Annotated in this window: 29 protein-coding genes and 2 tRNA genes; 19 read left to right on the top strand and 12 right to left on the bottom strand. The window is 63.4% G+C overall.

The annotated features are described in order from the left end of the window. The first annotated feature begins 1 nt into the window (after window position 1). From pspC to ENHY17A_RS10535, 7 genes are read left to right on the top strand one after another with little or no spacing between them, the layout of a single operon-like run. A complete protein-coding gene (pspC, locus tag ENHY17A_RS10560; RefSeq protein ID WP_159712527.1) occupies window positions 2-379 on the top strand; it encodes an envelope stress response membrane protein PspC in 378 nt (125 codons plus the stop codon). A gap of 32 nt (window positions 380-411) precedes the next feature. After that, on the top strand, window positions 412-702 hold the full coding sequence (locus ENHY17A_RS10555; RefSeq protein ID WP_159712525.1) for a hypothetical protein: 291 nt from the start codon (window positions 412-414) through the stop codon (window positions 700-702). A gap of 23 nt (window positions 703-725) precedes the next feature. Next, window positions 726-1,046 carry a hypothetical protein gene (locus ENHY17A_RS10550; RefSeq protein ID WP_236547884.1) on the top strand — a complete coding sequence of 107 codons (321 nt, stop codon included), beginning with the start codon at window positions 726-728 and terminating at the stop codon, window positions 1,044-1,046. A gap of 12 nt (window positions 1,047-1,058) precedes the next feature. Next, a complete protein-coding gene (locus ENHY17A_RS10545; protein WP_159712523.1) occupies window positions 1,059-1,325 on the top strand; it encodes a hypothetical protein in 267 nt (88 codons plus the stop codon). 11 nt (window positions 1,326-1,336) lie between these two features. Next, window positions 1,337-1,462, top strand: coding sequence for a hypothetical protein (locus tag ENHY17A_RS14835; protein WP_268893994.1), 126 nt, complete (start codon window positions 1,337-1,339; stop codon window positions 1,460-1,462). A gap of 29 nt (window positions 1,463-1,491) precedes the next feature. Continuing rightward, entirely contained in the window at window positions 1,492-1,764 is a 273-nt protein-coding gene (locus ENHY17A_RS10540; RefSeq protein WP_159712521.1) for a hypothetical protein, read from the top strand. 17 nt (window positions 1,765-1,781) lie between these two features. Continuing rightward, the gene (locus tag ENHY17A_RS10535) at window positions 1,782-2,036 is read left to right on the top strand and encodes a hypothetical protein (RefSeq protein WP_159714479.1); all 255 of its coding nucleotides are present in this window, start codon (window positions 1,782-1,784) and stop codon (window positions 2,034-2,036) included. Here the strand turns inward: ENHY17A_RS10535 and ENHY17A_RS10530 are convergent, their stop codons facing one another. Continuing rightward, on the bottom strand, window positions 2,037-3,005 hold the full coding sequence (locus tag ENHY17A_RS10530) for a threonine ammonia-lyase (protein ID WP_236547882.1): 969 nt from the start codon (window positions 3,003-3,005) through the stop codon (window positions 2,037-2,039). 158 nt (window positions 3,006-3,163) lie between these two features. Between ENHY17A_RS10530 and ENHY17A_RS10525 the strand changes: the two genes are divergently transcribed. The 6 genes from ENHY17A_RS10525 (at window position 3,164) to purQ (ending at window position 8,228) form a co-directional block, all read left to right on the top strand. Continuing rightward, on the top strand, window positions 3,164-4,354 hold the full coding sequence (locus ENHY17A_RS10525; protein WP_159712519.1) for a type III PLP-dependent enzyme: 1,191 nt from the start codon (window positions 3,164-3,166) through the stop codon (window positions 4,352-4,354). Between the two features lie 143 nt (window positions 4,355-4,497). Continuing rightward, the gene (locus tag ENHY17A_RS10520) at window positions 4,498-5,562 is read left to right on the top strand and encodes a 1,9-bis(guanidino)-5-aza-nonane synthase (protein WP_159712517.1); all 1,065 of its coding nucleotides are present in this window, start codon (window positions 4,498-4,500) and stop codon (window positions 5,560-5,562) included. Between the two features lie 177 nt (window positions 5,563-5,739). Then, window positions 5,740-6,171, top strand: a complete 432-nt coding sequence (locus ENHY17A_RS10515; protein ID WP_159712515.1) for an MAPEG family protein — start codon at window positions 5,740-5,742, stop codon at window positions 6,169-6,171. Window positions 6,172-6,217: 46 nt separating this feature from the next. Further along, window positions 6,218-7,156, top strand: a complete 939-nt coding sequence (locus tag ENHY17A_RS10510; protein ID WP_159712513.1) for an alpha/beta hydrolase — start codon at window positions 6,218-6,220, stop codon at window positions 7,154-7,156. 179 nt (window positions 7,157-7,335) lie between these two features. Further along, on the top strand, window positions 7,336-7,566 hold the full coding sequence (gene purS / locus ENHY17A_RS10505; RefSeq protein WP_159712511.1) for a phosphoribosylformylglycinamidine synthase subunit PurS: 231 nt from the start codon (window positions 7,336-7,338) through the stop codon (window positions 7,564-7,566). Further along, window positions 7,563-8,228, top strand: coding sequence for a phosphoribosylformylglycinamidine synthase subunit PurQ (gene purQ / locus ENHY17A_RS10500; protein WP_159712509.1), 666 nt, complete (start codon window positions 7,563-7,565; stop codon window positions 8,226-8,228). Before purS ends, purQ begins: the two co-directional genes overlap by 4 nt. Here purQ and ENHY17A_RS10495 read toward each other — a convergent pair. Both ENHY17A_RS10495 and ENHY17A_RS10490 read right to left on the bottom strand, forming a co-directional pair. After that, window positions 8,212-8,535, bottom strand: a complete 324-nt coding sequence (locus ENHY17A_RS10495; RefSeq protein ID WP_201296384.1) for a hypothetical protein — start codon at window positions 8,533-8,535, stop codon at window positions 8,212-8,214. The two genes, purQ and ENHY17A_RS10495, sit on opposite strands and share 17 nt — an antisense overlap. After that, entirely contained in the window at window positions 8,532-9,266 is a 735-nt protein-coding gene (locus tag ENHY17A_RS10490; RefSeq protein ID WP_159712507.1) for a queuosine precursor transporter, read from the bottom strand. The genes ENHY17A_RS10495 and ENHY17A_RS10490 overlap by 4 nt, the downstream gene beginning before the upstream one ends. An 87-nt stretch (window positions 9,267-9,353) precedes the next feature. Here ENHY17A_RS10490 and ENHY17A_RS10485 point away from each other — a divergent pair. Continuing rightward, window positions 9,354-9,430, top strand: a tRNA-Arg gene (locus ENHY17A_RS10485). A gap of 1 nt (window position 9,431) precedes the next feature. Here ENHY17A_RS10485 and ENHY17A_RS10480 read toward each other — a convergent pair. Next, complete coding sequence (locus ENHY17A_RS10480; RefSeq protein ID WP_159712505.1) at window positions 9,432-10,250, bottom strand: response regulator transcription factor; 819 nt, start codon at window positions 10,248-10,250, stop codon at window positions 9,432-9,434. A gap of 324 nt (window positions 10,251-10,574) precedes the next feature. Here ENHY17A_RS10480 and ENHY17A_RS10475 point away from each other — a divergent pair, with 324 nt between their 5' ends. Beyond that, window positions 10,575-11,207, top strand: a complete 633-nt coding sequence (locus ENHY17A_RS10475; protein WP_159712503.1) for a Crp/Fnr family transcriptional regulator — start codon at window positions 10,575-10,577, stop codon at window positions 11,205-11,207. A gap of 74 nt (window positions 11,208-11,281) precedes the next feature. After that, window positions 11,282-12,499: a DUF3187 family protein gene (locus ENHY17A_RS10470; protein ID WP_236547881.1), complete on the top strand. Its 1,218-nt coding sequence runs from the start codon at window positions 11,282-11,284 to the stop codon at window positions 12,497-12,499. A 78-nt stretch (window positions 12,500-12,577) separates the two neighbouring features. Here the strand turns inward: ENHY17A_RS10470 and ENHY17A_RS10465 are convergent, their stop codons facing one another. The 5 genes from ENHY17A_RS10465 to ENHY17A_RS10445 all read right to left on the bottom strand — a co-directional run bounded on the left by ENHY17A_RS10465 (window position 12,578) and on the right by ENHY17A_RS10445 (window position 15,789). Then, a complete protein-coding gene (locus tag ENHY17A_RS10465; protein ID WP_159712499.1) occupies window positions 12,578-13,165 on the bottom strand; it encodes a hypothetical protein in 588 nt (195 codons plus the stop codon). Between the two features lie 11 nt (window positions 13,166-13,176). Then, window positions 13,177-13,860, bottom strand: a complete 684-nt coding sequence (locus ENHY17A_RS10460) for a C39 family peptidase (RefSeq protein WP_159712497.1) — start codon at window positions 13,858-13,860, stop codon at window positions 13,177-13,179. Window positions 13,861-13,929: 69 nt separating this feature from the next. Then, window positions 13,930-14,289 (bottom strand): hypothetical protein, encoded by a 360-nt coding sequence (locus ENHY17A_RS10455; protein WP_159712495.1) that lies wholly within the window; start codon window positions 14,287-14,289, stop codon window positions 13,930-13,932. Between the two features lie 71 nt (window positions 14,290-14,360). Next, on the bottom strand, window positions 14,361-14,900 hold the full coding sequence (locus ENHY17A_RS10450; RefSeq protein ID WP_159712493.1) for a hypothetical protein: 540 nt from the start codon (window positions 14,898-14,900) through the stop codon (window positions 14,361-14,363). A 208-nt stretch (window positions 14,901-15,108) separates the two neighbouring features. Next, on the bottom strand, window positions 15,109-15,789 hold the full coding sequence (locus ENHY17A_RS10445; RefSeq protein ID WP_236547880.1) for a L,D-transpeptidase family protein: 681 nt from the start codon (window positions 15,787-15,789) through the stop codon (window positions 15,109-15,111). Window positions 15,790-15,996: 207 nt separating this feature from the next. Between ENHY17A_RS10445 and ENHY17A_RS10440 the strand changes: the two genes are divergently transcribed. Together ENHY17A_RS10440 and ENHY17A_RS10435 are read left to right on the top strand one after the other, a co-directional pair. Next, on the top strand, window positions 15,997-16,725 hold the full coding sequence (locus tag ENHY17A_RS10440; RefSeq protein WP_159712491.1) for a murein L,D-transpeptidase catalytic domain family protein: 729 nt from the start codon (window positions 15,997-15,999) through the stop codon (window positions 16,723-16,725). Window positions 16,726-16,772: 47 nt separating this feature from the next. Further along, complete coding sequence (locus ENHY17A_RS10435) at window positions 16,773-18,836, top strand: NAD(+) synthase (protein ID WP_159712489.1); 2,064 nt, start codon at window positions 16,773-16,775, stop codon at window positions 18,834-18,836. On the opposite strand, the gene ENHY17A_RS10430 is transcribed toward ENHY17A_RS10435, so the two are convergent. Next, complete coding sequence (locus tag ENHY17A_RS10430; protein ID WP_159712487.1) at window positions 18,833-19,249, bottom strand: DoxX family protein; 417 nt, start codon at window positions 19,247-19,249, stop codon at window positions 18,833-18,835. The two genes, ENHY17A_RS10435 and ENHY17A_RS10430, sit on opposite strands and share 4 nt — an antisense overlap. 156 nt (window positions 19,250-19,405) lie before the next feature. On the opposite strand from ENHY17A_RS10430, the gene ENHY17A_RS10425 reads away from it, so the two are divergent. Continuing rightward, window positions 19,406-20,599, top strand: a complete 1,194-nt coding sequence (locus ENHY17A_RS10425; protein WP_236547879.1) for a CaiB/BaiF CoA transferase family protein — start codon at window positions 19,406-19,408, stop codon at window positions 20,597-20,599. 5 nt (window positions 20,600-20,604) lie between these two features. Here ENHY17A_RS10425 and ENHY17A_RS10420 read toward each other — a convergent pair. Next, window positions 20,605-20,689: transfer RNA gene (locus tag ENHY17A_RS10420), tRNA-Leu, on the bottom strand. Window positions 20,690-20,766: 77 nt separating this feature from the next. Continuing rightward, window positions 20,767-21,165: a DUF805 domain-containing protein gene (locus ENHY17A_RS10415; RefSeq protein ID WP_159712483.1), complete on the bottom strand. Its 399-nt coding sequence runs from the start codon at window positions 21,163-21,165 to the stop codon at window positions 20,767-20,769. Window positions 21,166-21,174: the final 9 nt, after the last annotated feature.

Raw genomic sequence — 21,174 nt, 5'->3', positions numbered from 1 at the left:
CATGTCCGCGACCCGCACCAAATTCTACCTCGACAAACAGAATGCCAAGTGGATGGGCGTCTGCGCCGGGATTGCCGATTACACGGGTGTCGACCTGACGCTGGTTCGCGTCGGCATGGTCATGCTGACTGTCTTCACCCAGGGCGCCATGCTGATCGCCTATGTCGCCACCGGATTGATCGCGCCAAAAAAGCCGATCGGCCTCTATGAGAACGAAGAGGACGAGAAGTTCTGGCAGCGCACCCGGTCGAACCCGAAGCGCACCACCGCGGAAGTACGCTCGAAACTACGCGACATCGACCGTCGGCTGGCGAACATGGAAACCTTCTACACCAGCCGCAACACCCAGCTCGCCGACGAGATCGAGCGCCTGCGCTGAAAAGCACGGAAGCATAAAGGGAGGAGTTTGAGATGAGTTTCGGTGGACCCGCCTTCGTCATCGCCATCATTGCGGTCTGCACGGGTGGCTGGCTGATCAGCACCTGGATCCGCGCCAAGCACGGGTATCCGATCGAAAACGAATGGGTTGGCAGCGTCACCCGCAACGATCCGGAGGCCGAACGCAAAGTGGGTCTGCTGACCAGCGAGAACGAGAAACTACACGGTAAGGTGACGCGCCTCGAAGAACGCATCGCAGTGCTGGAGCGCATCGCCACCGATCCGGCAGCCCGCACCGCGCGCGAAATCGACGAACTGCGCTGAGCCGCAAGTAAGGAACCGAGACGATGGAAAAAGTCGCAATTCTGCAGGTGATCGGACCGATGGTCGCGATCGTCGGCGTGGCCGGGATGGTCGGCTGGGTGCTCACCACCTGGATGCGGATCAAGAACGGCTATCCGCTCGACGGTGCCTGGGGTCAGGCAGTCTATCCGAAGAACAGCGGCGAAACGCTGGAGCGGGTCAAACTGCTCAGCCAGGAAAACGCCCAGCTCCGCGCCGAACTCGGTTCGGTCAAGGATCGCCTCGCCAATGTCGAACGCATCGTCACCGACAGCAGCCATCTGCTCGATCGCGAGATCGAACAGCTGCGCGGCCCGGCCAACTGAGGAGCGCCCGCCATGCCCGGTTACATCTGGTTTTTTCTAATCGTCGTCGGAATCCCAGTCATCGCCGGTGTCTTGGGCGACGTCTACAAGCGCCATATCAAGTTCAAGGAAAAGCAGCTTGAATTGATGAGCGCCCAGACCGCCGAGAAGGCCGCGCAATATGCGGCGCACACCGAACGCCTAGAACAACGCATGCAGGTGCTGGAACGCATCATCACCGACCGCGGCCTCGAACTCTCCGACGAGATCGAACGGCTGCGCGACCGCCCGCTCAACTAAGGACCAACACAATGTTTATCGGATTTATCGTCGTCATGACCCTGCTGACCGCCGGCGGCGTGTTCATCGCGGAAAAGCGCGATCGCCCGCTGCGCCGCGCCGAACGCCTGGCCCGCGAAGTCGAAACCGCCGCCTGAACCGCCCACCGTAACCAGGGAGCCGCCCCATGAACCCCTTCGAAATGGTCGTCGCGATCGTCTTCCTCGTCACCATCGGCAGCGTGCTGCGCGCCAAATACGGGATGCGGAAGGACAAGCACGGCAACGAATTTTTCGACCGTAACGACGCCGCCACCGCCGCCGACAACAAGCGGCTGACCGACGAAGTCCGCACGCTGAAGGACCGTGTCGCCGTGCTCGAACGCGTCGTGACCGACAATGAAGGCAGCCTGCGCCTCGACCACGAAATCGAGCGGCTGCGCGACAAGAACCGCAGCTGATGACGGGAGTAGAGATGATGAACAGCCCCGATTTCTACATGATCATGGCAGCGGCCGGATTGGCGGCGCTGGGCATGGTGATCGCCGCCAGCCTCGCCGGATGGCGCGGATGGCTCGCCCTCAAACGTCAGGAAATGTCGTTCGTCGGCCACCATCACGACGGCCATGCCGACCCGGTCCCGACCGGCAACGCCAGCGCCCGGATCGAAATCGCCGACCTGAAGGAACGCATCCGCAAGCTCGAAGCGATTGCCGCGGGCGTGGACCTTTAATCAATCCACGCTGGCCAAAACCTTGGCAAAGGCTTCCGGATCGACATTGCCACCCGAGAGGATGACCAGCATCCCCTCCTCCACCTCGACCTTGCCCGACAGCAATGCAGCGAGCGCCACCGCACCGCCGGGTTCGATGATGAGGTTCAGGTGCCGCACCGCCCAGCGTTGCGCATCGCGGATTTCACGCTCGCTGACCGCCACCCCCGTCGCACCGCGCCGCGCCAGCACCTCGAACGTCCGCGGGGACACTTCCATCGTCTGAAGCGAATCGCAGGCGGTCGGCGGCGCATCGGGTCCGACCGGTTCGATCCAGCCGGCCTCCAGGCTGCGGCGCATATCGTCCCAGCCTTCGGGCTCGACCACGGTGATCCGGGAATCGGGCAGCGCCAGCGCCGATCCCGCCGCCAGCCCACCGCCGCCGCACGGCACGACGACATGGATGGGTTCGTCCAGCCCCAGATCCTCCATCTGCATCGCCGCCTCCAGCGCGGCGCTGCCCTGCCCCTCGATCACCCAGGGGTCGTCGAAGCTGGGGACGAGCACCGCACCGCGCGAATGCGCCAGGTGCGCGGCGATCTTTTCGCGATTCTCTGTTTTGCGGTCGTAACTGACGACTTCGGCCCCCATGGCCAGCGTCGCGTCGCGCTTCACCCGGGGCGCGTCCAACGGCATCACGATGGTCGCGGGCATGCCCAGCCGCTGCGCTGCCCAGGCGATCCCCTGCGCATGATTGCCGGACGAGAAAGCGACCACGCCCTTTTGCCGCGTGTCATCGTCCAGCACGGTCAGCCGGTGCCATGCACCGCGCAGTTTGAACGCGCCCATTGGTTGCAGCGATTCGGCTTTGAACGCGATCGGCACCCCGCGAATGTCGCGTATGAAAAGCGGCGTTTCGGGCAGGATGTCTGCAATTTTGGCTGCGGCATCGCGCACGCCGGCGCGGGTGGGCTGTCTTACGATGGTCACGGGTGGACCCTCGCGCGGAACTTGCGTGCCGACAAGACTTTACATGGGGGTACACCCCTCCTATGTGAGCCGTCCGCTGCCCCATGGGACTTCCACCGCAAGGCAGTGAATTTCAATCGTAAGACCAGGGCCTGCCCTGGCATCGGAGGTCCCTTGAATTGCACAACCATCATAGCGCGCTCGGGCTAGCCACAGCCCTCCGACCGATTAACCCGGTCACGCTCGTCCGTCCCCATGCCGCAAGCCGGGCCGCACGATTCTTTGTCGAGAAATTTCCCGGCAAGACGCTTTACGCGGTGAAGGCGAATCCCTCGCCCGAACTCGTTCGTATCCTGTGGGATGCGGGTGTGACGCATTACGACGTCGCCTCGATCGGCGAAGTCCGCATGGTCGCCCGCACGCTGCCGGACGCGACGCTCTGCTTCATGCACCCGGTCAAGGCCGAGGAAGCGATTGCAGAGGCGTATCACACGCACGGCGTCCGCACCTTCTCGCTCGACACGATGGAAGAACTGGAAAAGGTTCTTCGCGCCACGGGCAATGCGACCGACCTGACGCTGTGCGTCCGGCTGCGCGTATCGTCTGATCACTCGAAGCTGTCGCTTGCCTCAAAGTTCGGCGTCTTGCCGGGCGAGGCGAAGGAATTGCTGTTCGCGGCACGCCAGGCGGCGGACGCGCTCGGCATCTGTTTCCACGTCGGCTCGCAGGCGATGTCGCCTGACGCCTATGCCGAAGCGATGGAGCGCGTTCGCGCCGCCATCGTCGAAGCAGCGGTGACGGTGGACGTGATCGATGTCGGCGGCGGATTCCCCTCCACCTATCCGGGCATGGAGCCCCCTGCGCTCGAGGCATATTTCGAGACGATCCACCGGGCGTTCGAAAGCTTGCCGATCAGCTATTCGGCGGAACTGTGGGCGGAACCGGGCCGAGCACTTTGCGCGGAATATTCGTCGCTGATCGTCCGTGTCGAAAAACGGCGCGGCGATGAACTCTACATCAACGACGGCGCCTATGGCGCACTGTTCGATGCTGCGCATATCGGCTGGCGCTTTCCCGTCCGCTTGCTGCGCGAACCCGATTCGAACGCCAAGGATATGCCGTTCAGCTTTTACGGCCCGACCTGTGACGACCTCGATCACATGGCCGGTCCGTTCGAGCTTCCCGCCGATATCCGCGCGGGCGACTATATCGAGATCGGGATGCTCGGCGCATACGGATCGGCGATGCGGACCGCGTTCAACGGCTTCGGATCGGACGAAATCGTCGAAGTGACCGACGAACCGATGGCGTCGCTCTATCTCGACGACGAAGCCGACACGCGGGTCGCGTCGAACGTCTTCACGCTGTAACAGGCTACCACCCATAACCGTCATGCCAGCGAAAGCTGGCATCTCATGCCGCATGAGACCCCGGCTTGCGCCGGGGCGACGGCCTATTTTTACTAGGGTTTACCCGTCCCCTGAACGACGCCGCTTATTGTCTTGGAGGAACCATGACCGACACCATCAACGACGCCCGCCCGAATGACCAGCGCAAGGCAGAGCTGCTCTCCAAGCAGGTCAAACACATCGACATCACCAGCTTCGACGCGCGTCCGATCGTCGATGCGATGGCCGATATGAGCTTCACCAGCCGCGACCTGGGCCGTGCGACCAAGATCTACAACGACATGCTCGCCGACAAGGATTGCACCGTCGTCCTTGTGATCGCCGGTTCGACCAGCGCGGGCGGGTGCATGGACCTCTACGCCGAGCTGGTGCGCAACAACATGGTCGACGTGATCGTCGCCACGGGCGCGACCATCGTCGACATGGATTTCTTCGAAGGGCTGGGCCACAAACATTATCAGGCGTTGGAAGTGCCCGATGACGACACGTTGCGTTCGCTCTACATCGACCGTATCTACGATACGTACATCGACGAGGAAGCGCTTCAGCACGTCGATCACACGATCTTCGAAATCGCCGAGACGCTGGAAGCCAAGCCCTATTCGAGCCGCGCCTTCATCCGCGAGATGGGCAAATATCTGGTCGAGCACGGCAAGAAGGACAACAGCTTGGTCAAGCTCGCCTATGAGCATGACGTGCCGATCTTCTGCCCGGCATTCGTCGATTCGTCGGCGGGCTTCGGCCTGGTGAAGCATCAGGTCGATGCGGCGAAGGCAGGCAAGCCGTACATGGTCCTCGACGCGATCGCCGACTTCCGCGAGCTGACCGAAATCAAGATCGCGGCGGGCACCACCGGTTTGCTCATGATCGGTGGCGGCGTGCCCAAGAACTTCATTCAGGACACCGTGGTCTGCGCAGAAATCCTGGGCCATGACGATGTCGAGGTCCACAAATACGCCGTCCAGATCACTGTCGCCGACGTTCGCGACGGCGCTTGTTCCTCCTCGACGCTTCAGGAAGCGGCAAGCTGGGGCAAGGTGAATACCGGCATCGAACAGATGGTCTTCGCGGAGGCCGGTTCGGTGATGCCGCTGCTGGCGTCGGACGCCTATCATCGCGGGCATTGGAAGGATCGTGCGAAGCGCGGCTGGGCTAAGCTTTTCTCGTAAGCTTGCCCGTCATTGCGAGCGTCAGCGAAGCAATCCAAAGTGTTCGCTTGCTCGGCTGGATTGCTTCGCTTCGCTCGTAACGACCAACAAGGGTGACGACCTGCCAACCAAATCCGTTGCGCTTCACAACCCATTGATGCAGCCTCCCCCGACACATGCTCGGGGGAGGCTTTTCACATGGCACACGCATCGATCCTGCAACCCGTCGTCGTCCTGCTCGGCTGGACGCTGGTCATGATGTTCTGGATGATGGCCACTCGCCTTCCCGCGATGCGAAAAAGCGGAATTGATCTCAGCAAGTTGCGCGGCACGAAGGCCTCCGACGCCGATCTGGCGCTGCCGCCCGCCATTCAGTGGAAGGCGCACAACTACAACCACCTGATGGAACAGCCGACGCTCTTCTACGCCGTCGCCCTGGTGCTGGCGATGATTGGCCAAGGAGAAGGCTTCAACGCCATCCTCGCCTGGGCCTATGTCGGGTTTCGCATCCTGCACAGCATCGTTCAGGCGGTCTGGAACAAGGTGTCGGTGCGGTTCCTGTTCTTCGTGCTGTCGTCGGCAGCTTTGGTTGGTTTGGTCTTGCACGCGGGCATCGCGCTGTTCCACTGAGGGAAAACCGCATCCGCTTACCGAATTCATGGAGTATCCGCGTATCATGACGATCGACCGCCGCACGCTCATCGGGTCCGGGCTCGCTTTGACTGCCGCCGCCGGTGCCTCCCGTGCGCAGACCGCGGCCCCGACCAGCCCCGACCCGCTCACCTGGCCCGCTCGCCAGACGCTGAATCTGTGGCCGAAAGCCCCTCCTGGCGCACCCGCGACGCGGCCCGCGGATCGCAAGGGCGTCGATATGCCCACCCTGTCGGTCTATCGCGCGGCGAAGCCCGATGGACGCGCAGTGCTGTCGATTCCCGGCGGTGGCTATTCGGGCGTCTCGGTCGAGAATGAGGGCTCGAACATCGCCCGTGCGCTGACGCCACATGGCATCAGCGTGTTCGTTCTCAATTACCGCCTGCCGATCGATGGATGGACCGACCGCGCCAACGCACCGGTACAGGACGCGCAGCGCGCAATCCGCATGATTCGATCGAACGCGCAGAGCTTCGGCATCGACCCGAACAAGGTCGGGATCGCAGGCTTTTCCGCGGGCGGTCATCTCGGCGGCGTGCTCGCCACCGCCTATAACGACCGCGTCTATGCCCCCATCGACCGCGTAGATGAATTGCCCGCGCGCCCCGATTTCGCAGGCCTGATCTATCCTGTGTCGACGCTCGCGGCGCGCGCGACGCACAGCGTTTCGGCGGAAAACCTGCTCGGCCCGAAACCGGACCGCGCGGATGTGGCGCGATTGTCCCCCGACGTTCGCGTCAATCCCGACACGCCCCCGCTGTTCCTGGTCCACGCGATGGACGATCCCGTCGTACCCGTGGACATGAGTCTGATGCTGATCGCCGTCGCGCGTGCGGCAGGCGTGCCGGTAGAGGCGCATCTCTATGAAAAGGGTGGCCACGGCTTCGGCGTCGGCAATGGCGAAAACCACCCCGCCCGTGGCTGGGCCGATCGCTTCGCGGCGTGGAGCGCGACGCACGTTTGATACCATCCCGCCCGCCCTCCGTTTGTTTCGAGCAAAGTCGAGAAACGTGGCTGGGCGTTCGTGGGCGTTTCTCGACTTCGCTCGAAACAAACGGGGTTTGGGGTGTAGCAGGTTGCGATTCGCGGCCCACGGGGCCATAGGCCGAGCCAACCCGATCACCCAACCGGAAGCCGCATCCCATGAAAGTCCGCGTCCTCGTCTCTCTCAAGAACGGCGTGCTCGACCCGCAAGGTAAGGCGATCGAACATGCGCTGGGATCGCTGGGCTTCGAAGGGGTCGGCGATGTCCGCATGGGCAAGACCATCGACCTCGAACTCGCCGATGGCACCAGCGACGAGGATATCGACGCAATGTGCCGCAAACTGCTCGCCAATACCGTGATCGAGAATTACCGGATTGAGCGCGCATGAAGACCGCGGTCATCGTCTTTCCCGGATCGAACTGCGACCGCGACATGGCGGTGGCGCTGGAAGCGGTTACCGGCGTGAAACCCGCGATGGTCTGGCACGGTGACAACGACCTGCCCGCAGGCGTCGATCTCATCGCGCTCCCCGGCGGTTTCTCCTACGGCGATTATTTGCGCTGTGGTGCGATCGCTGCCCGCTCTCCGATCGTCCGCGCGGTGGCCGATGCGGCGACACGCGGTGTGCCGGTGCTAGGCGTCTGCAACGGGTTTCAGGTGCTGACCGAAATCGGCCTGCTGCCCGGCGCGCTGATGCGAAATTCTGACCTGAACTTCGTGTGTCGCGACGTGAAGCTGTCGGTCGCCAATGCACGCGCGACGTTCACCCGCGGCTATGAACATGGCGAGGTCATCACGGTGCCGGTCGCGCATCACGACGGCAATTATTTCGCCGACGAAGACACGCTCGACAGACTCGAAGACGATGACCGCGTGGCGTTCCGCTACAACGAGCACGTCAACGGCGCGGCGCGGCACATCGCCGGCGTGCTGAACGCCAAGGGCAATGTGCTCGGCATGATGCCCCACCCCGAACGCGCGATCGAAGCCGCACACGGCAATGATGACGGACGGCGATTATTCGAAGGGTTGCTCAGCGTCGTCGCTTGAGGCGTCCCCGCATCAACCCGAATATCGTGATCAGCGTCGGCCAGAACAGTGTATTGATAACGTCGTGTATATGCCCGGCAGGATAGGCACTCACCCCCGCCGCCCACCGGTCGCGAATGTCCCATGCTTCTCCGATCAGGGCCACCGCCAGCACGATCATCCACGGCAAGCCGTCACCGATGCGTCGGCGGAATAACAACATCGCTCCGAAAAAGACGGCAAGCCCGATATGGACGTGCAACGCGTCCTTCGACATCCCAAGCAGGTCGATCAGCCACGCCTTGGCGTCCGGCAACAGACCCGTCACACCCGCGTCCGGAACGGCGTGAAATCGGTCCCCGCATCGAACACGTCCACGCCTTCGCGCTGCTTGAGCCAACCGACCACCGCATAGGTGACGGGCGTCAGCACCACTTCCCACAGCACTTTCAGCGCCCAGTTGGTCGCCATGACGGTGAGCACCTGACTGGTCGACCACACGCCGAGGAACGCCAGCGGATAGAAGATCAGGCTGTCGACCCCCTGCCCGACCACCGTCGATCCGATCGTGCGGGTCCACAGCATCCGCCCCTTCGTCCACAGCTTCATCCGCGCCAGCACGTAGGAATTGACGAACTCGCCCGCCCAGAAGGCGACGATCGACGCCGCGACGATGCGCGGCACAGCGCCGAACACCGCTTCGTATGCTGCCTGCCCTTGCCAATCGTCGGCGGGGGGCATCGCGACCACCACCCAGCTCATCGCCGCCATGAAGAGCATCGCCGCGAACCCCGCCCAGATGATCCGCCGCGCGCGGGCATAGCCGTACACTTCGGTCATCACATCGCCGAGGACATAGGAAAGCGGAAAGAACAGGATGCCCGCCCCGAACACGAACGGCCAGCCGCCGACATCGACCGCCGCGACCTTGCCCGCGCCGATCACATTCGACAGCAACAGGACGGCGACGAATGCCGCCATGACGAAATCGACATAGCGAAAGCCGCCCGCACCGATTTCGGTCGCGTTCACACTCTGCGCCCGTTCCTGCTGCGCCATCGCCCACCCCCGGCAAACATCCTTCACGCGCAAGGCTATGAACCCGGTTTCGCACCCGTGCAATTGCCGCTATCGAGGCGTGCGTGCGCGCCCGTAGCTCAGCTGGATAGAGCAAGGAGCTTCTACCTCCTCGGTCGGGGGTTCGACTCCCTCCGGGCGCGCCATTCAGCCAAATTTCGCGGCGAACGCGTAGCGCAGCACATCGGACAGACTTCGCGCCTCGAATTTATGCATGATGTTGGCGCGGTACACCTCGACCGTGCGCGGACTGATCCCCAGGTCGTAGGCGATCGTCTTGTTGGGAAGTCCCGCGACCAGCCCGCGCAACACCTCGGTCTCGCGGCGAGTCAGCAGCGACAGGCAGCGATAGGCGTGGCGCACTTCGTCGTTGGCGTCGGTTTCGCTCAACCGTCGCGCCGCATCGCGGATCGCGGATCGCAGCGCTTCGCTATCGACCGGTGCCTCGATCACGGTCTCCGCCCCTGCCTTCAACACGGCCACCGTCGTCGGCACATCGCCCTGGCTGGTGATCGCGATGATCGGCCAGGCAAGTCCCGAAGCCTGGATCGCCTCTTGCACGTCCATGCCGAACCGATCGGGCTTGCGCACGTCGATCAGCACGCAACCCGGTGCAAGCTTGGGCGCAGCGCGAACGAACGCCACCCCCTGTTGCCAGAACCGCGCGAGGAAACCGGCTTCGACCAAAATCGTCATGACCATACTGCGCATATCCGCGCCGACGATGACATCGACGTTCGGCTGTCCCGCGTCGATCGCGAGCTGCGCGTCGGACGCGCCCATCGCATTGCCGGGCGGCAGGATTTCGATCGCCGGCGCGTGCCCGTCATTCGCGGGCGTGCGACCAACGACGCCGCGCACGCGCGGTCGGGGCGGCGTCATCCGGTCGAAATTCATGACGGCGCGCCCCGCGCCCCGCGCCGCGGTGCGGCGCTTTTCGTCCAAAACGTTGGTGGTGCCAGTCATGCTCGCCCTCCCATCGGGATGCTCACGCAATGACGCAAAACTGCCGGTTTACGATTGCGCGATCGCAAAGAGGTATCGAAAAAACGACACGCGACTCTCGGCATTCGTCGACCGCTTTCGGCCTTGTCCGGCGATACAGCCGGCCTTCCTCCGATGCGCTGCCGTAGAATCACGGAGCCGCGCAATCGGGATCATTACGGATGTATATCATGTCTCGCCCTTAGTATGCCAGTGCCAGGCAGGGGGTCTTTTCGGGCCGTGATCCTTCAACCGGCATTAGCCGGATGCCACTCGAGCGTCGTTTTAGACGAACAGGGGCAAAGCATGGATTTCGACCGGCAAGAGGGCTGTCAGCCCGCGGCTACGCGACGCCATTTCACGCGTGACGCCACGATATTCCGGCAGGGTGATGTCGCCCGAGGCTGGTACGAAGTGGTCGAGGGCATTGCCCGCGTCTGCCAATTCCGGTGCGATGGGCGACGGCAGGTGCTGGCCTTTGCGGTGCCGGGCGACGTCATTGGGCTCGAATATGGCAACCGCGATGCCTGTGCCGAGTCGCTCACCCCGATGATCCTTTCCTATCACGCATTCGGGGGCGAGCATGCCCATGCGTCCGCGCCCTGGGGACGCGTCGTGCGCGACACCCATCAGTGTCTGGCCCTGATGGGCCTGCCGACTGCGACGGAGCGGCTCGCGGGATTCATTCTGTGCATGAGCAAGCGGCTTGGGAACCGCGCCGCATTCGACCTGCCGATGCCACGCGTCGATATCGCCGATCATCTGGGCCTGACCATGCACACGGTCAGCCGCACGCTTTGCGATCTGGCGCGGCGCGGGCTGATCCGCATCGTCGCCCACCATCATTTTCAGGTGGTCGCCCCCGACCGGCTTGCGGAGATCTCGGGCATCGATCCACGCGAATTCGATCCCCCGCAACCCCAGCAACTCGTGGCGTAAACGACAAATGACAGGAGGTGGACATGCGTGCTCGTACCCGTCGTTCGACAGTTTCGACCTTGGCCTTTGCGACAATGCTCCTGTGTACCGCGGCGCCGCCCGTACTGGCGCAGGACGCGAATGTCGCAAATGATATCCGCCGGCTGGAAGCGCTGATCCGTGCCCAGCAGACGCAGATCGACGAACAACAGGCCGAGATCGAGGCGCTTCGCAAGATCGTCAGCGCCGACGAACTCGTCACCTATCGCGGCATGGGCTATCCGGGCGGCAACCGCTTTTCCGGCATCCAGAACACCCCCCCGCCGCCGCCCGCGCCCGGACAGGATGTGCCGATGCCCGATGCGCCGGTGGGCGAACGCCAGGCGGTCGAGGCCGACACCCGGATCCAGGCCGCTGCCGTCCCTCAGGAACAAGGGGTGCTGACGCCGCGCGGTCGATTGGTGTTCGACCCCAGTCTGGAATATAACCAGTCGGCGACCGATCGCCTGGTATTCCGCGGCTTCGAATTGATCCCCGGCATCCAGGTCGGGCTGATTGAAGCGAGCAAGGCCCGGCGCGACTCGTTCGTCAGTACGCTCGGCGCGCGCTATGGCCTTACCTCGCGGCTCGAGTTCGAAGTGCGGGTGCCGTTCGTTCACCGTTACGACCGGATCGAGGTCGCCCAGCAACGCGACGAAGGAATCGTCCGATCGATCAGCCTCGAAGGAAACGATATCGGCGACGTTGAATTCGGTGCGCGCTATCAGCTCAACGGCCAAAAGGGGATGAACCCCATCTTCATCGCCGGATTGCGGGTGAAGAGCGATACCGGACGCGGGCCGTTCTCGATCGGATACGACGAATTCGGCGTCGCCACCGGCCTGTCGACGGGCTCGGGGTTCTGGGGCATCCAGCCGTCGATCAATATGCTGCTGCCGTCCGACCCGGTGGTGATCTTCGGCAGTGCAGGCTATCTCGCGCATCTTCCGCGCAACGTCGATCGGAATGTCGGCGGCGCCGCCGTCGGTCGTGTCGATCCCGGCGATGCGATCAGTGGCAGCCTCGGGTTCGGCTTCGCGCTCAACCCGCGCTTTTCCTATTCGATGGGCTATCGTCACAGCTACATCTTCGCGACCAGCACCGAAATCGGGGGGACCGTGGAGCAATCTAGGCCGCTTCAGGTCGGATCGCTGACGTTCGGCATGTCGTACCGGCTCAATCCCAAATCGGCGCTCAACGTGGCGTTCGAAATCGGCGTGACGCAGGACGCGCCCGACATCGGGATCACCGTCCGCGCGCCCTGGACATTCTGAAGCTAAAGAAAAAGCCCGCGGACTCAGGGGGGTGAGTCCGCGGGCGCCCGGGCAACGTCGAAGACGGGGTCGGGGCGATCAGGGCAAGGTGCCGATCGCCGAATGATCGATCGCGTCGTTCAAACCCGATATCCGCATCGCATCGGTAATCGCCCCGCCGAACGCCGCATAACCCGCAATGTCGAGCGCGATATCGGCTTCCTGCCGGATGTCGGTATTGCTGGCGGTGTTGAGCAGGACATTCTGCAGCCCGCCATCGGTACGGTGAATAAGCGCGGTCTGGCCGGCATTGGCCAGATATACGCTCTGGTCGCCGACTCGCATCGTGATGCCGTTGCCCGACAACACGCCATCGCGCAGTTGTTCGGCGGTGGCCTGGCTGATCGCAGCGGACGCCCATTCGTCGCGCGTCATGCCTTCCGGCCGCCAACTGACGGTCGTACGCAGGACGAGTTCGTCCTTGATATAGGTGCGGAATTCCGCGCCGAGCGAGATGGTCATGCCGTTCATGGTAAAACCGCCGCGCTCTTCGGCGAGCAGGCTTTCATCCAGCGCCTCGAGCGCGGTCAGGTCGAGTTCGTCGCTGGTCGTGGGCACCACCCGGTCATTCGCCGCCAGCAGCAGCGCGGCGGGCAACAGGATCAGCGTGTGGACGATGGGTCGCATCACGACCTCCCTCAATTGACCGTGCCGACGCGCACGTCGAGCAACAGGGTCGGTGAAATCTGATATTCCGGCGGCAGAAACGTGGTCAGGTCGCCGATGGAAAATTGGTTCGAAGCCTCGTCGCCCAGCGGCGCGCGCGCCCAGGGGTTCCAGTCGGTGATTAGGTTATAAATCGGGCGTTCCCGGATCGGCCCGGACATGATCGCCAGCACGATGCCGTTCCAGTAACGCTCGAAATCCTTGGCGTCATATTTGACGATGCCGAGCATGGGGTCGCCGGTCAGCACCTGGCCATCCTGCATGCCTTTGACCACCACGAAATGCTTGAAACCTTCCAGGTCCATCAGCACGATCACCGGGCGGCGCAACTGGCCGAGCTGCGTCATGGTCAGCTTGAAGCCTTCGGAGCGATAGCCTTCGGAGATAAGGAAGCTGCGCATGTCCGCGAGCGAAAACCCCACCTTCTTGATCGCCTCCCGGTCGCCGACCCGCCACATCGCGGCAAAGCTTTGCTGCTCGTTGATCGGATGGTGATAATGATAGTTGAGGAGCGTCGCGAGCGCCGCGGAGCCGCAGCTAAAATCATATTGCTGGCGGATCACCGATCGGAACGGGATCTGCCACCAGCTCATCACCGTGACTTCGGAATGCCCCCCGGCATCGGGGCCAAGGCGAACCTGCGCCTGCGCCGTCACCGACCATCCGCATAAGGCGACGCAAGCCGCCCGACACAACCATCCCCGCCGCGACATCGTTCTTCCCCATCAGTTGGTGACGTTGACCGTCAGGATCATCGCGGTTTGCAGATTGTTCTGTGCGCCCGTGTTGATGGTAAAATTTCCGATTCCCGCGAAATTGGCGAAGGCATTGTCGCTGAAACTGATGTCGCCTGCGACGTAATCGCCGCCGATGACGTTCCCCGACGTGATCGCCTTCAACGTCTGGTTGTTGATGATCAACGTCTGTCCACCGCGCGTCGTCGCCAGTTCGGTTTCCGACAGCAAGATCGGCAACGAGGCATCGGGCGTGATCGGTGCGGAATCAGGCGCGCTTTGCTGCGCGGACGCTGTTGCCGATATCGTGAACATGGCCACCGTCATTGCGGTCGCGATTATCCGTTTCATGATCCCACTCCCCTAAAGAATTAGCCGACATCGGGACCGGATCTCGAACGATCCGGTCCCTCGGGAAACGATCAATCGCCCGTATCGCCACCACCGGTGCCGTCATCGACGCAGCATCCCGAAACACCGAAGTTGACGGTGCCCATTGCCGCGATGTTGGTTGCTGCCTGGGTGTTGGCATTCAAGCCGGTGTTCCAGGCATTGTTCGAGATGCCGGCGAACGCGGCGAACGCATTGTCGTTCACCGAATTGTTGCCGCTGTTGTAGCCAACGCTGCTTTGATCCTCATCGACTCCGTCGAAGTCGGCGACTTCGTCGAGTTCCTTGTTGATGTTGATCGCCTTCAGCGATTGGTTGGCCGACACGAGATATGCCGTATCCGAGCTGCTGTAGCTCTTCGACAGGCTCCAGCTCGAAGTCGAGGTCGACGAATAGCTGTCGGGCGCATTATCGACGACAAACAGGTCGAGGACATCATTCACCTGAATGTTGTCGTCGCTGTTCGTGTCAATGTTGGTCGCGCCACCGGTCGTCGTTTGCGCCAGCGCGGGGCCGGCGATGAAAAGGCCGGCTGCAGATGCGGCGGCCAGGAATACGGATTTCACACGCATGATCTTCTCCTGTTAGCTAGGCCGATGCATCGGACGATGCGATCGGCTTCGAGCCCCCCCAAATGGAGGCAGGAGCAGAAGTACGCCGATCAGCGCACACGCGGCGTGCGCGCGGGCAAGCGCATGGTTGGTAATTCACCGGAGAAATGCTTGCCGGATCGCAAATGCGCTTCGATGGAGCATCGATTTGCGTCAACGAAGCGGCTATTCACCGAAGCGGCTGAGCGACCACTTCGTTCGGCGCATAGAGCGGCTGTCCGGGACTGGGCGCGAGCCGCTTGTCTGCGGTCACGAACGCGTATCGTTCGCTTTCGTAATGGTCGGCAGACACGGTCAGCACCGGCGGCGGTGTGGGCGGCGCGGAGTCCTGGGGCATCCGTTGGTCGGTCACCAGAACGCGTCCTCCCATCGCCGTCAGGGCGAACAGTCGTTTGGCGAACGCATTGGGCATCCGGATGCAACCGTGCGACGCCGGATAGCCGGGCAAGTCACCGCCGTGCAGCGCGATCCCGTCCCAGGTCAGCCGTTGCATGAACGGCATCGGCGCGTTGGAATAGAGGTTGGAGCGATGGAACTCGCGCTTTTGCAGGATCTCGAACAGGCCGAGCGGCGTCGCCTTGCCCTTCTTGCCGGTCGAAATCGTCGTCGCGCCGATCATCCGTCCGTCGCGAAAGATATACGCCATTTGCGCAGGGACCGAGATCACCATCTCGACCTCGCCGCCTTGCGTTGCGGCCAGCGCGCGGTCGTCCCAACCGAACTGGCCGTTCTTCAGATCGACGCTGCGCGGATCGTCGGCAATGCGCACCATCTGCGCCTCCGCAGGCTGTGCGGCGATCACGCTTGCGGACATCAGCAATGCGACGGCGAAGGGCCGAGGCCAGTTCATGGCGAATCCCCTAGGACAACGGGCTATCGTCCCGATACTGAACGCAAAACGCGTCGCGATGCAATTGGATGCCACTGCCGTCCCGATTTGGGAATGCCACGAAATCGCCATGGTTGCGCGGCCAACCGGGCATGTCGTGCGGTCGCTGGTGGACCCAATTCGCTTTAGGTTACCGACCGATAACCCTCGTCATGTTATAAGGACGGCATGGTAGAGAGCGTTGGGGAACAAAGAGGACGGCTGGCGAATGTATCGCATTCCCGCCGGGCATTCGTCAAAACCGCACTGGTTGCGGGTGGTGCGCTGGCCATTCCGGGGTGCGTCAGCGCGCCGGGCGGCCCGCCGCAGACCGCTGCGGTCGCGCCCACGCCGATCCAGCCGCCCCCTGCCGCGGTCGTCGCCAAGCGCAGCTATCCGACGCCGCCGGGCGTCCGGCACGAATTGTTTCAAAAGGCGGTGGCGTCACTCGATCGTCACGACCGTCGCTTTCGCTATCACGACCGCCTCGCCATCGCCGATTTCACGCCCTTTTCGGCCAAACCGCGGTTTCAGTTGATCGATCTGCACGCTGGCACCGTCCGCAACATGCTGGTCACGCACGGCAGCGGTTCGGACCGTGGGCACACCGGGTTTCTCAAGAATTTCTCGAACGTCCCCGATTCCGAGGCGACATCCGAAGGCGCGTACGTCACGGCCAATTATTATTACGGCCAGCACGATCATTCGCAGCGGCTGATCGGGCTTGATCCGACCAACAACAATGCGCTCGACCGTGCGATCGTGATCCACGCGGCCTGGTATGCCAATGCCGACATGATCGCGAAGCATGGCATGATCGGCCGCAGCCAGGGCTGCTTCGCAGTCGGCGAAACCGAGCTTGCGGGTCTGTTCGCATGGCTCGGCGAAGGCCGGTTGCTCTATGCGGGACGCGTCTGACGCGCGATTAGTGGCGCGTTTCATTTTTCGCGCTTAAGTCTGCGCCCATGAGCGCGAAGCCCTTCCATTCGATCCACGCCCACGGTCTGGTGCGCGTCGGTGCCTGCACGCCGCTAGGCACCGTCGGTGATCCCGCCGCCAATGCCGATGCGACGATCACGCTGGCGCGGCAGGGGCATGAGGCGGGCGCCGATCTGCTCGTCTTCCCCGAACTCAACCTCACCAGCTACGCGATCGACGATCTGCATGTTCAGGACGCGTTGATCGAGGCGACCGAAGCCGGACTGGCGCGACTGGTAGAGGCGAGCGCCAAGCTGTCGCCCGTGTTGTGCGTGGGTGCCGCGCTCCGCCGGAACGGTCGCCTCTATAATTGCGCGGTCGCGGTACATCGCGGACGGATATTGGGGGTGGTGCCCAAGACGTTCCTCCCCAATTACCGAGAATATTACGAGAAACGCTGGTTCGCATCGGGCATGGGGCTGACCGGGCTCGATATCCGCGTCGCAGGCCAGATCGCACCGTTCGGCACCGATCTGATCTTCGCGGCGAAGGATTACCGCGATTTCGTCTTCCACATGGAAATCTGCGAGGATTTCTGGGCCGCGACGCCGCCCTCGACGATGGGTGCGCTGGCCGGCGCGACGATCCTGACCAACTTGTCGGCCTCGAACATCGTCATCGGCAAGGCGCGCGAGCGGGCGATGCTGTGCGCGGCGCAATCGTCGCGGGCCACCGCGGCTTACGTGTATTCGGCAACCGGCCCCGGAGAGAGCACCACCGACGTCTCGTGGGATGGCCAGGGCATGGTGTTTGAACTGGGTGATGAACTCGCCCAGTCCGAACGCTTCGACCTCGCGACCGAAATCGTTCTGGTCGATGTCGACGTTGCACGCATCGCGCTGGAGCGCGCGCGGATGGGCACGTTCAACGATGCCGCGCGCGCGGCGGGCGATCCCGAGGCGCGCTTCCGCCGCATCGGCTTTGCGCACGCCAGCGAGCACCGCGACATCGGGCTGATCCGCCCCGTACGCCGCTATCCGTTCGTGCCAAACACCGAACATGCGCTCGACGAGGATTGCTACGAAGCCTTCAACATCCAGGTCGAAGCGCTGCGAAAGCGGCTCGCCGCCACCGGCACCAGGCGGCTGGTCGTCGGCGTGTCCGGCGGTCTCGATTCGACCCACGCGCTGCTGGTCGCAGCCAAGGCATTCGACCGGATGGGTCGCCCACGTACCGACATATTGGGCTTTACCATGCCCGGCTTCGCGACCGGCGAGGCGACCAAGGCCCAGGCCTGGGACCTGATGAACGCGCTGGGCATCACCGGTGCCGAAATCGACATCACCCCCGCCGCTCGCCAGATGCTGGGGGATATGAAACACCCCTTCGCGAGCGGCGAGCCGGTTCACGACATCACGTTTGAAAATGTGCAGGCGGGGCTGCGCACCGACTATCTGTTCCGTTTGGCCAACCAGCGCGAGGGGATGGTACTGGGCACCGGCGACTTGAGCGAACTCGCGCTCGGCTGGTGCACGTACGGCGTCGGCGACCAGATGAGCCATTATGCGGTTAACGCAGGCGTGCCCAAGACGCTGATCCAGCATCTGATCCGATGGGAAGTCCGCACGGGCCAGTACGACGCTGCGACCGCGGAAGTGCTCGAACGCATTCTGGCGACCGAAATCTCACCCGAATTGGTGCCGCCGGGTGCCGACGGTCAGGTCCAGAGCACCGAGTCGATCATCGGCCCCTATGCACTGCACGACTTCTTCCTCCACCACATCGCGCGTGGCGGGCAAAAGCCGTCAAAGGTCGCATTCCTGGCAATGCATGCTTGGGGCGATGCGAGCCGCGGGGTATGGCCTGCGGAAATGCCTGAGGAGGCCAAAGGGTCTTACGACCTGCCGACGATCGCGCGTTGGCTGGCGAAATTCCTCGACAGGTTCTTTCGAACCAGCCAATTCAAGCGGTCGGCGATCCCCAACGGGCCAAAGGTTTCGGGCGGCGGCGCGCTGTCCCCGCGCGGCGACTGGCGCGCGCCATCCGACGGCACGTCGCGGCTATGGCTGGACGAACTGCGCGCGGGTCTTCCGGAAGGAACGCTCGATTAGGCGTGCGGCAAATGCCCGCGGGTTCGCGACGCATCGACGCTGAACGCGCCGGGCCCTGCGAACACGAAATACAGAAAGACGAAGCAATAGAGGATGGCTGCGTCGCCGCCATTGTTGATCGGCCAGAACCCCTGCGGCAGGTGCCCGATGAAATAGGCCGCCGCCATCGTCCCCGACGCCAGGAACGCCGCCGGCCGGGTGAACAGGCCCAGCGCGATCAGCGCGCCCGTTACCAGTTCGATCAGCCCGGCATAAGCCCCGGGACTGTCGAACGCGAGCCCGCTCCCCGCGCGCTCCCCGCCGGGAAAGGACAGGAATTTCTGGGTTCCGTGCGCCAGGAACAACAATCCCGACATGATGCGGAGTAGCCCGTGCACCGCTGGCGCATATCCTGAAAGGCGCGCGACGTTCATGCGATCCCCCTGTGTTTTTGGGTGTGGCGCGCAACCTAACGTGTTGTGCTGCCGAAACAAGACCAACCCATATCAAGACCGGACGCAAGCGAGGGGCGCTGCGTCCGGTCCCTGGTGCGACCCAGTGGCGACGCTTCACGCGCCGCTGGTCATGGGGTGAGCCTGTCGGCGATGCCCGGCAAGCGGCTTGCGGTCGCGCGCGTCGGCGATCGGATTAACCGCCCGTCGCATCTTGCCACCGCGCCGAACCGCTTCCAAGGTTGGTCTGAACTGGGGGAGAAGCGAGACATGCCGGGACCATTGGCGGGGCTGCGGGTGGTGGAATTCGCGGCGCTCGGCCCTGCACCTTTCGGAGCGATGCTGCTGTCCGACCTTGGCGCCGAAGTGCTGCGGATCGACCGCGCCGACGCCGCCTGGCCGCAAATGCCGATCGTCTCGCGCGGGCGCTCTGGCCTGACCCTCGACTTGAAATCGGACGAAGGTCGTGCCCGGGCAATGGCGGCAATGGACGCGGCAGACGTCGCGATCGAAGGCTTGCGGCCCGGCGTGATGGAACGGCTTGGCCTCGGCCCCGACACCGCCTGCGTCCGCAACGATCGGCTGATCTATGCGCGTATGACCGGATGGGGTCAGGACGGACCGCGCGCGCAGGCGGCGGGCCACGACATCAACTATATCGGGCTGACCGGGCTGCTGGCGATGCTCAGTCCTGAGGGGGAGGCGCCGCGCCCACCGCTCAACCTGCTTGGCGATTACGCCGCAGGTTCGCTCTATCTGGTGATCGGCATCCTAGCCGCGCTGGCCGAACGTAGCCGGTCGGGCAAGGGCCAGATGGTGGACGCCGCGATCGTCGATGGCAGCGTCTCGTTGATGGCCCCGATCCTGGGCATGATCGCCGGTGGTCTGATGCCCGCCGACCCGAACAAAGGGCTCCTTGCGGGCAATGCGCCCTATTACCGATCCTATCTTTGTGCCGATGGACTCGCCATTGCCGTCGGCCCGCTGGAGCCGCAATTCAGGCGCGCGCTAACCGGTGCAATGGGTCTGGACTCCGATGCGCTGAACGGCGAACCGGTGGCAGCAGCACAGATGCTGGCGAAGCAATTCGCGACGCAGCCCAGAGAATATTGGCTGGCACCGCTAGACTCCGTCGATGCGTGCGCAACGCCGATCCACGACTGGCAAGCGGCGCGCGCCGACCCGCATCTGGTCGCGCGCGGGGTGTTCGGAGGCGATGGCCCGGTTCCCGACCCGGCCGTCGCGCCGCGCTTTTCGCGCACGCCGGGCGCGGCTCAGCCCGACGGCGACGGTGCCGAGCTCCTCGACCGGTGGATCGGTCAATCGAGATAAGAAGGTGGTGCGGGCGGTGGGAATCGAACCCACACTCCTTGCGGAACCGGATTTTGAGTCCGGCGCGTCTACCAATTCCACCACGCCCGCATCGCAAAGCCAGAAAGGATCGCGAAGGCGTGGCTGCTAACCGATCCGCAGACGGTGGGCAAGACGCTAGCGTTGTTTCAGGCGAACACGTCATCCACATTTTCGCGCGGGTTCGGCCCGAACCGATTGTCGCCCGGCGTCCCGGGCAACAAAATGAATATGAACACGATCAGGCTGCCGACATAGGGGATAAACCCGATCAGGACGAACCAGCCCGAGCGGTTTTGGTCGTGGAAACGCCGCACCTGCACCGCCAGAGAGGGGATTACCAGCGCCAGGGCGGCGATCACCACGACCACGCCGGTTACCGACGATCCGACCGAGTAGGGATCGAACAGGACGCCGCTTCCGCCGAACAGGATCACCACGGCGACGAACACGACGATGATCGCCAAGTGAAATAACCAATATTCCTTGCGGCGCGACCGACCCGAAAACTCGGCGTAACGCTGCAGCGGCATCCACGCGTAATCCATGGTCCGATC

It is taken from the genome of Sphingomonas sp. AX6 (assembly GCF_902506605.1).
Classification (GTDB): domain Bacteria; phylum Pseudomonadota; class Alphaproteobacteria; order Sphingomonadales; family Sphingomonadaceae; genus Sphingomonas.
This window is presented reverse-complemented; position numbering and strand designations above follow the sequence as displayed.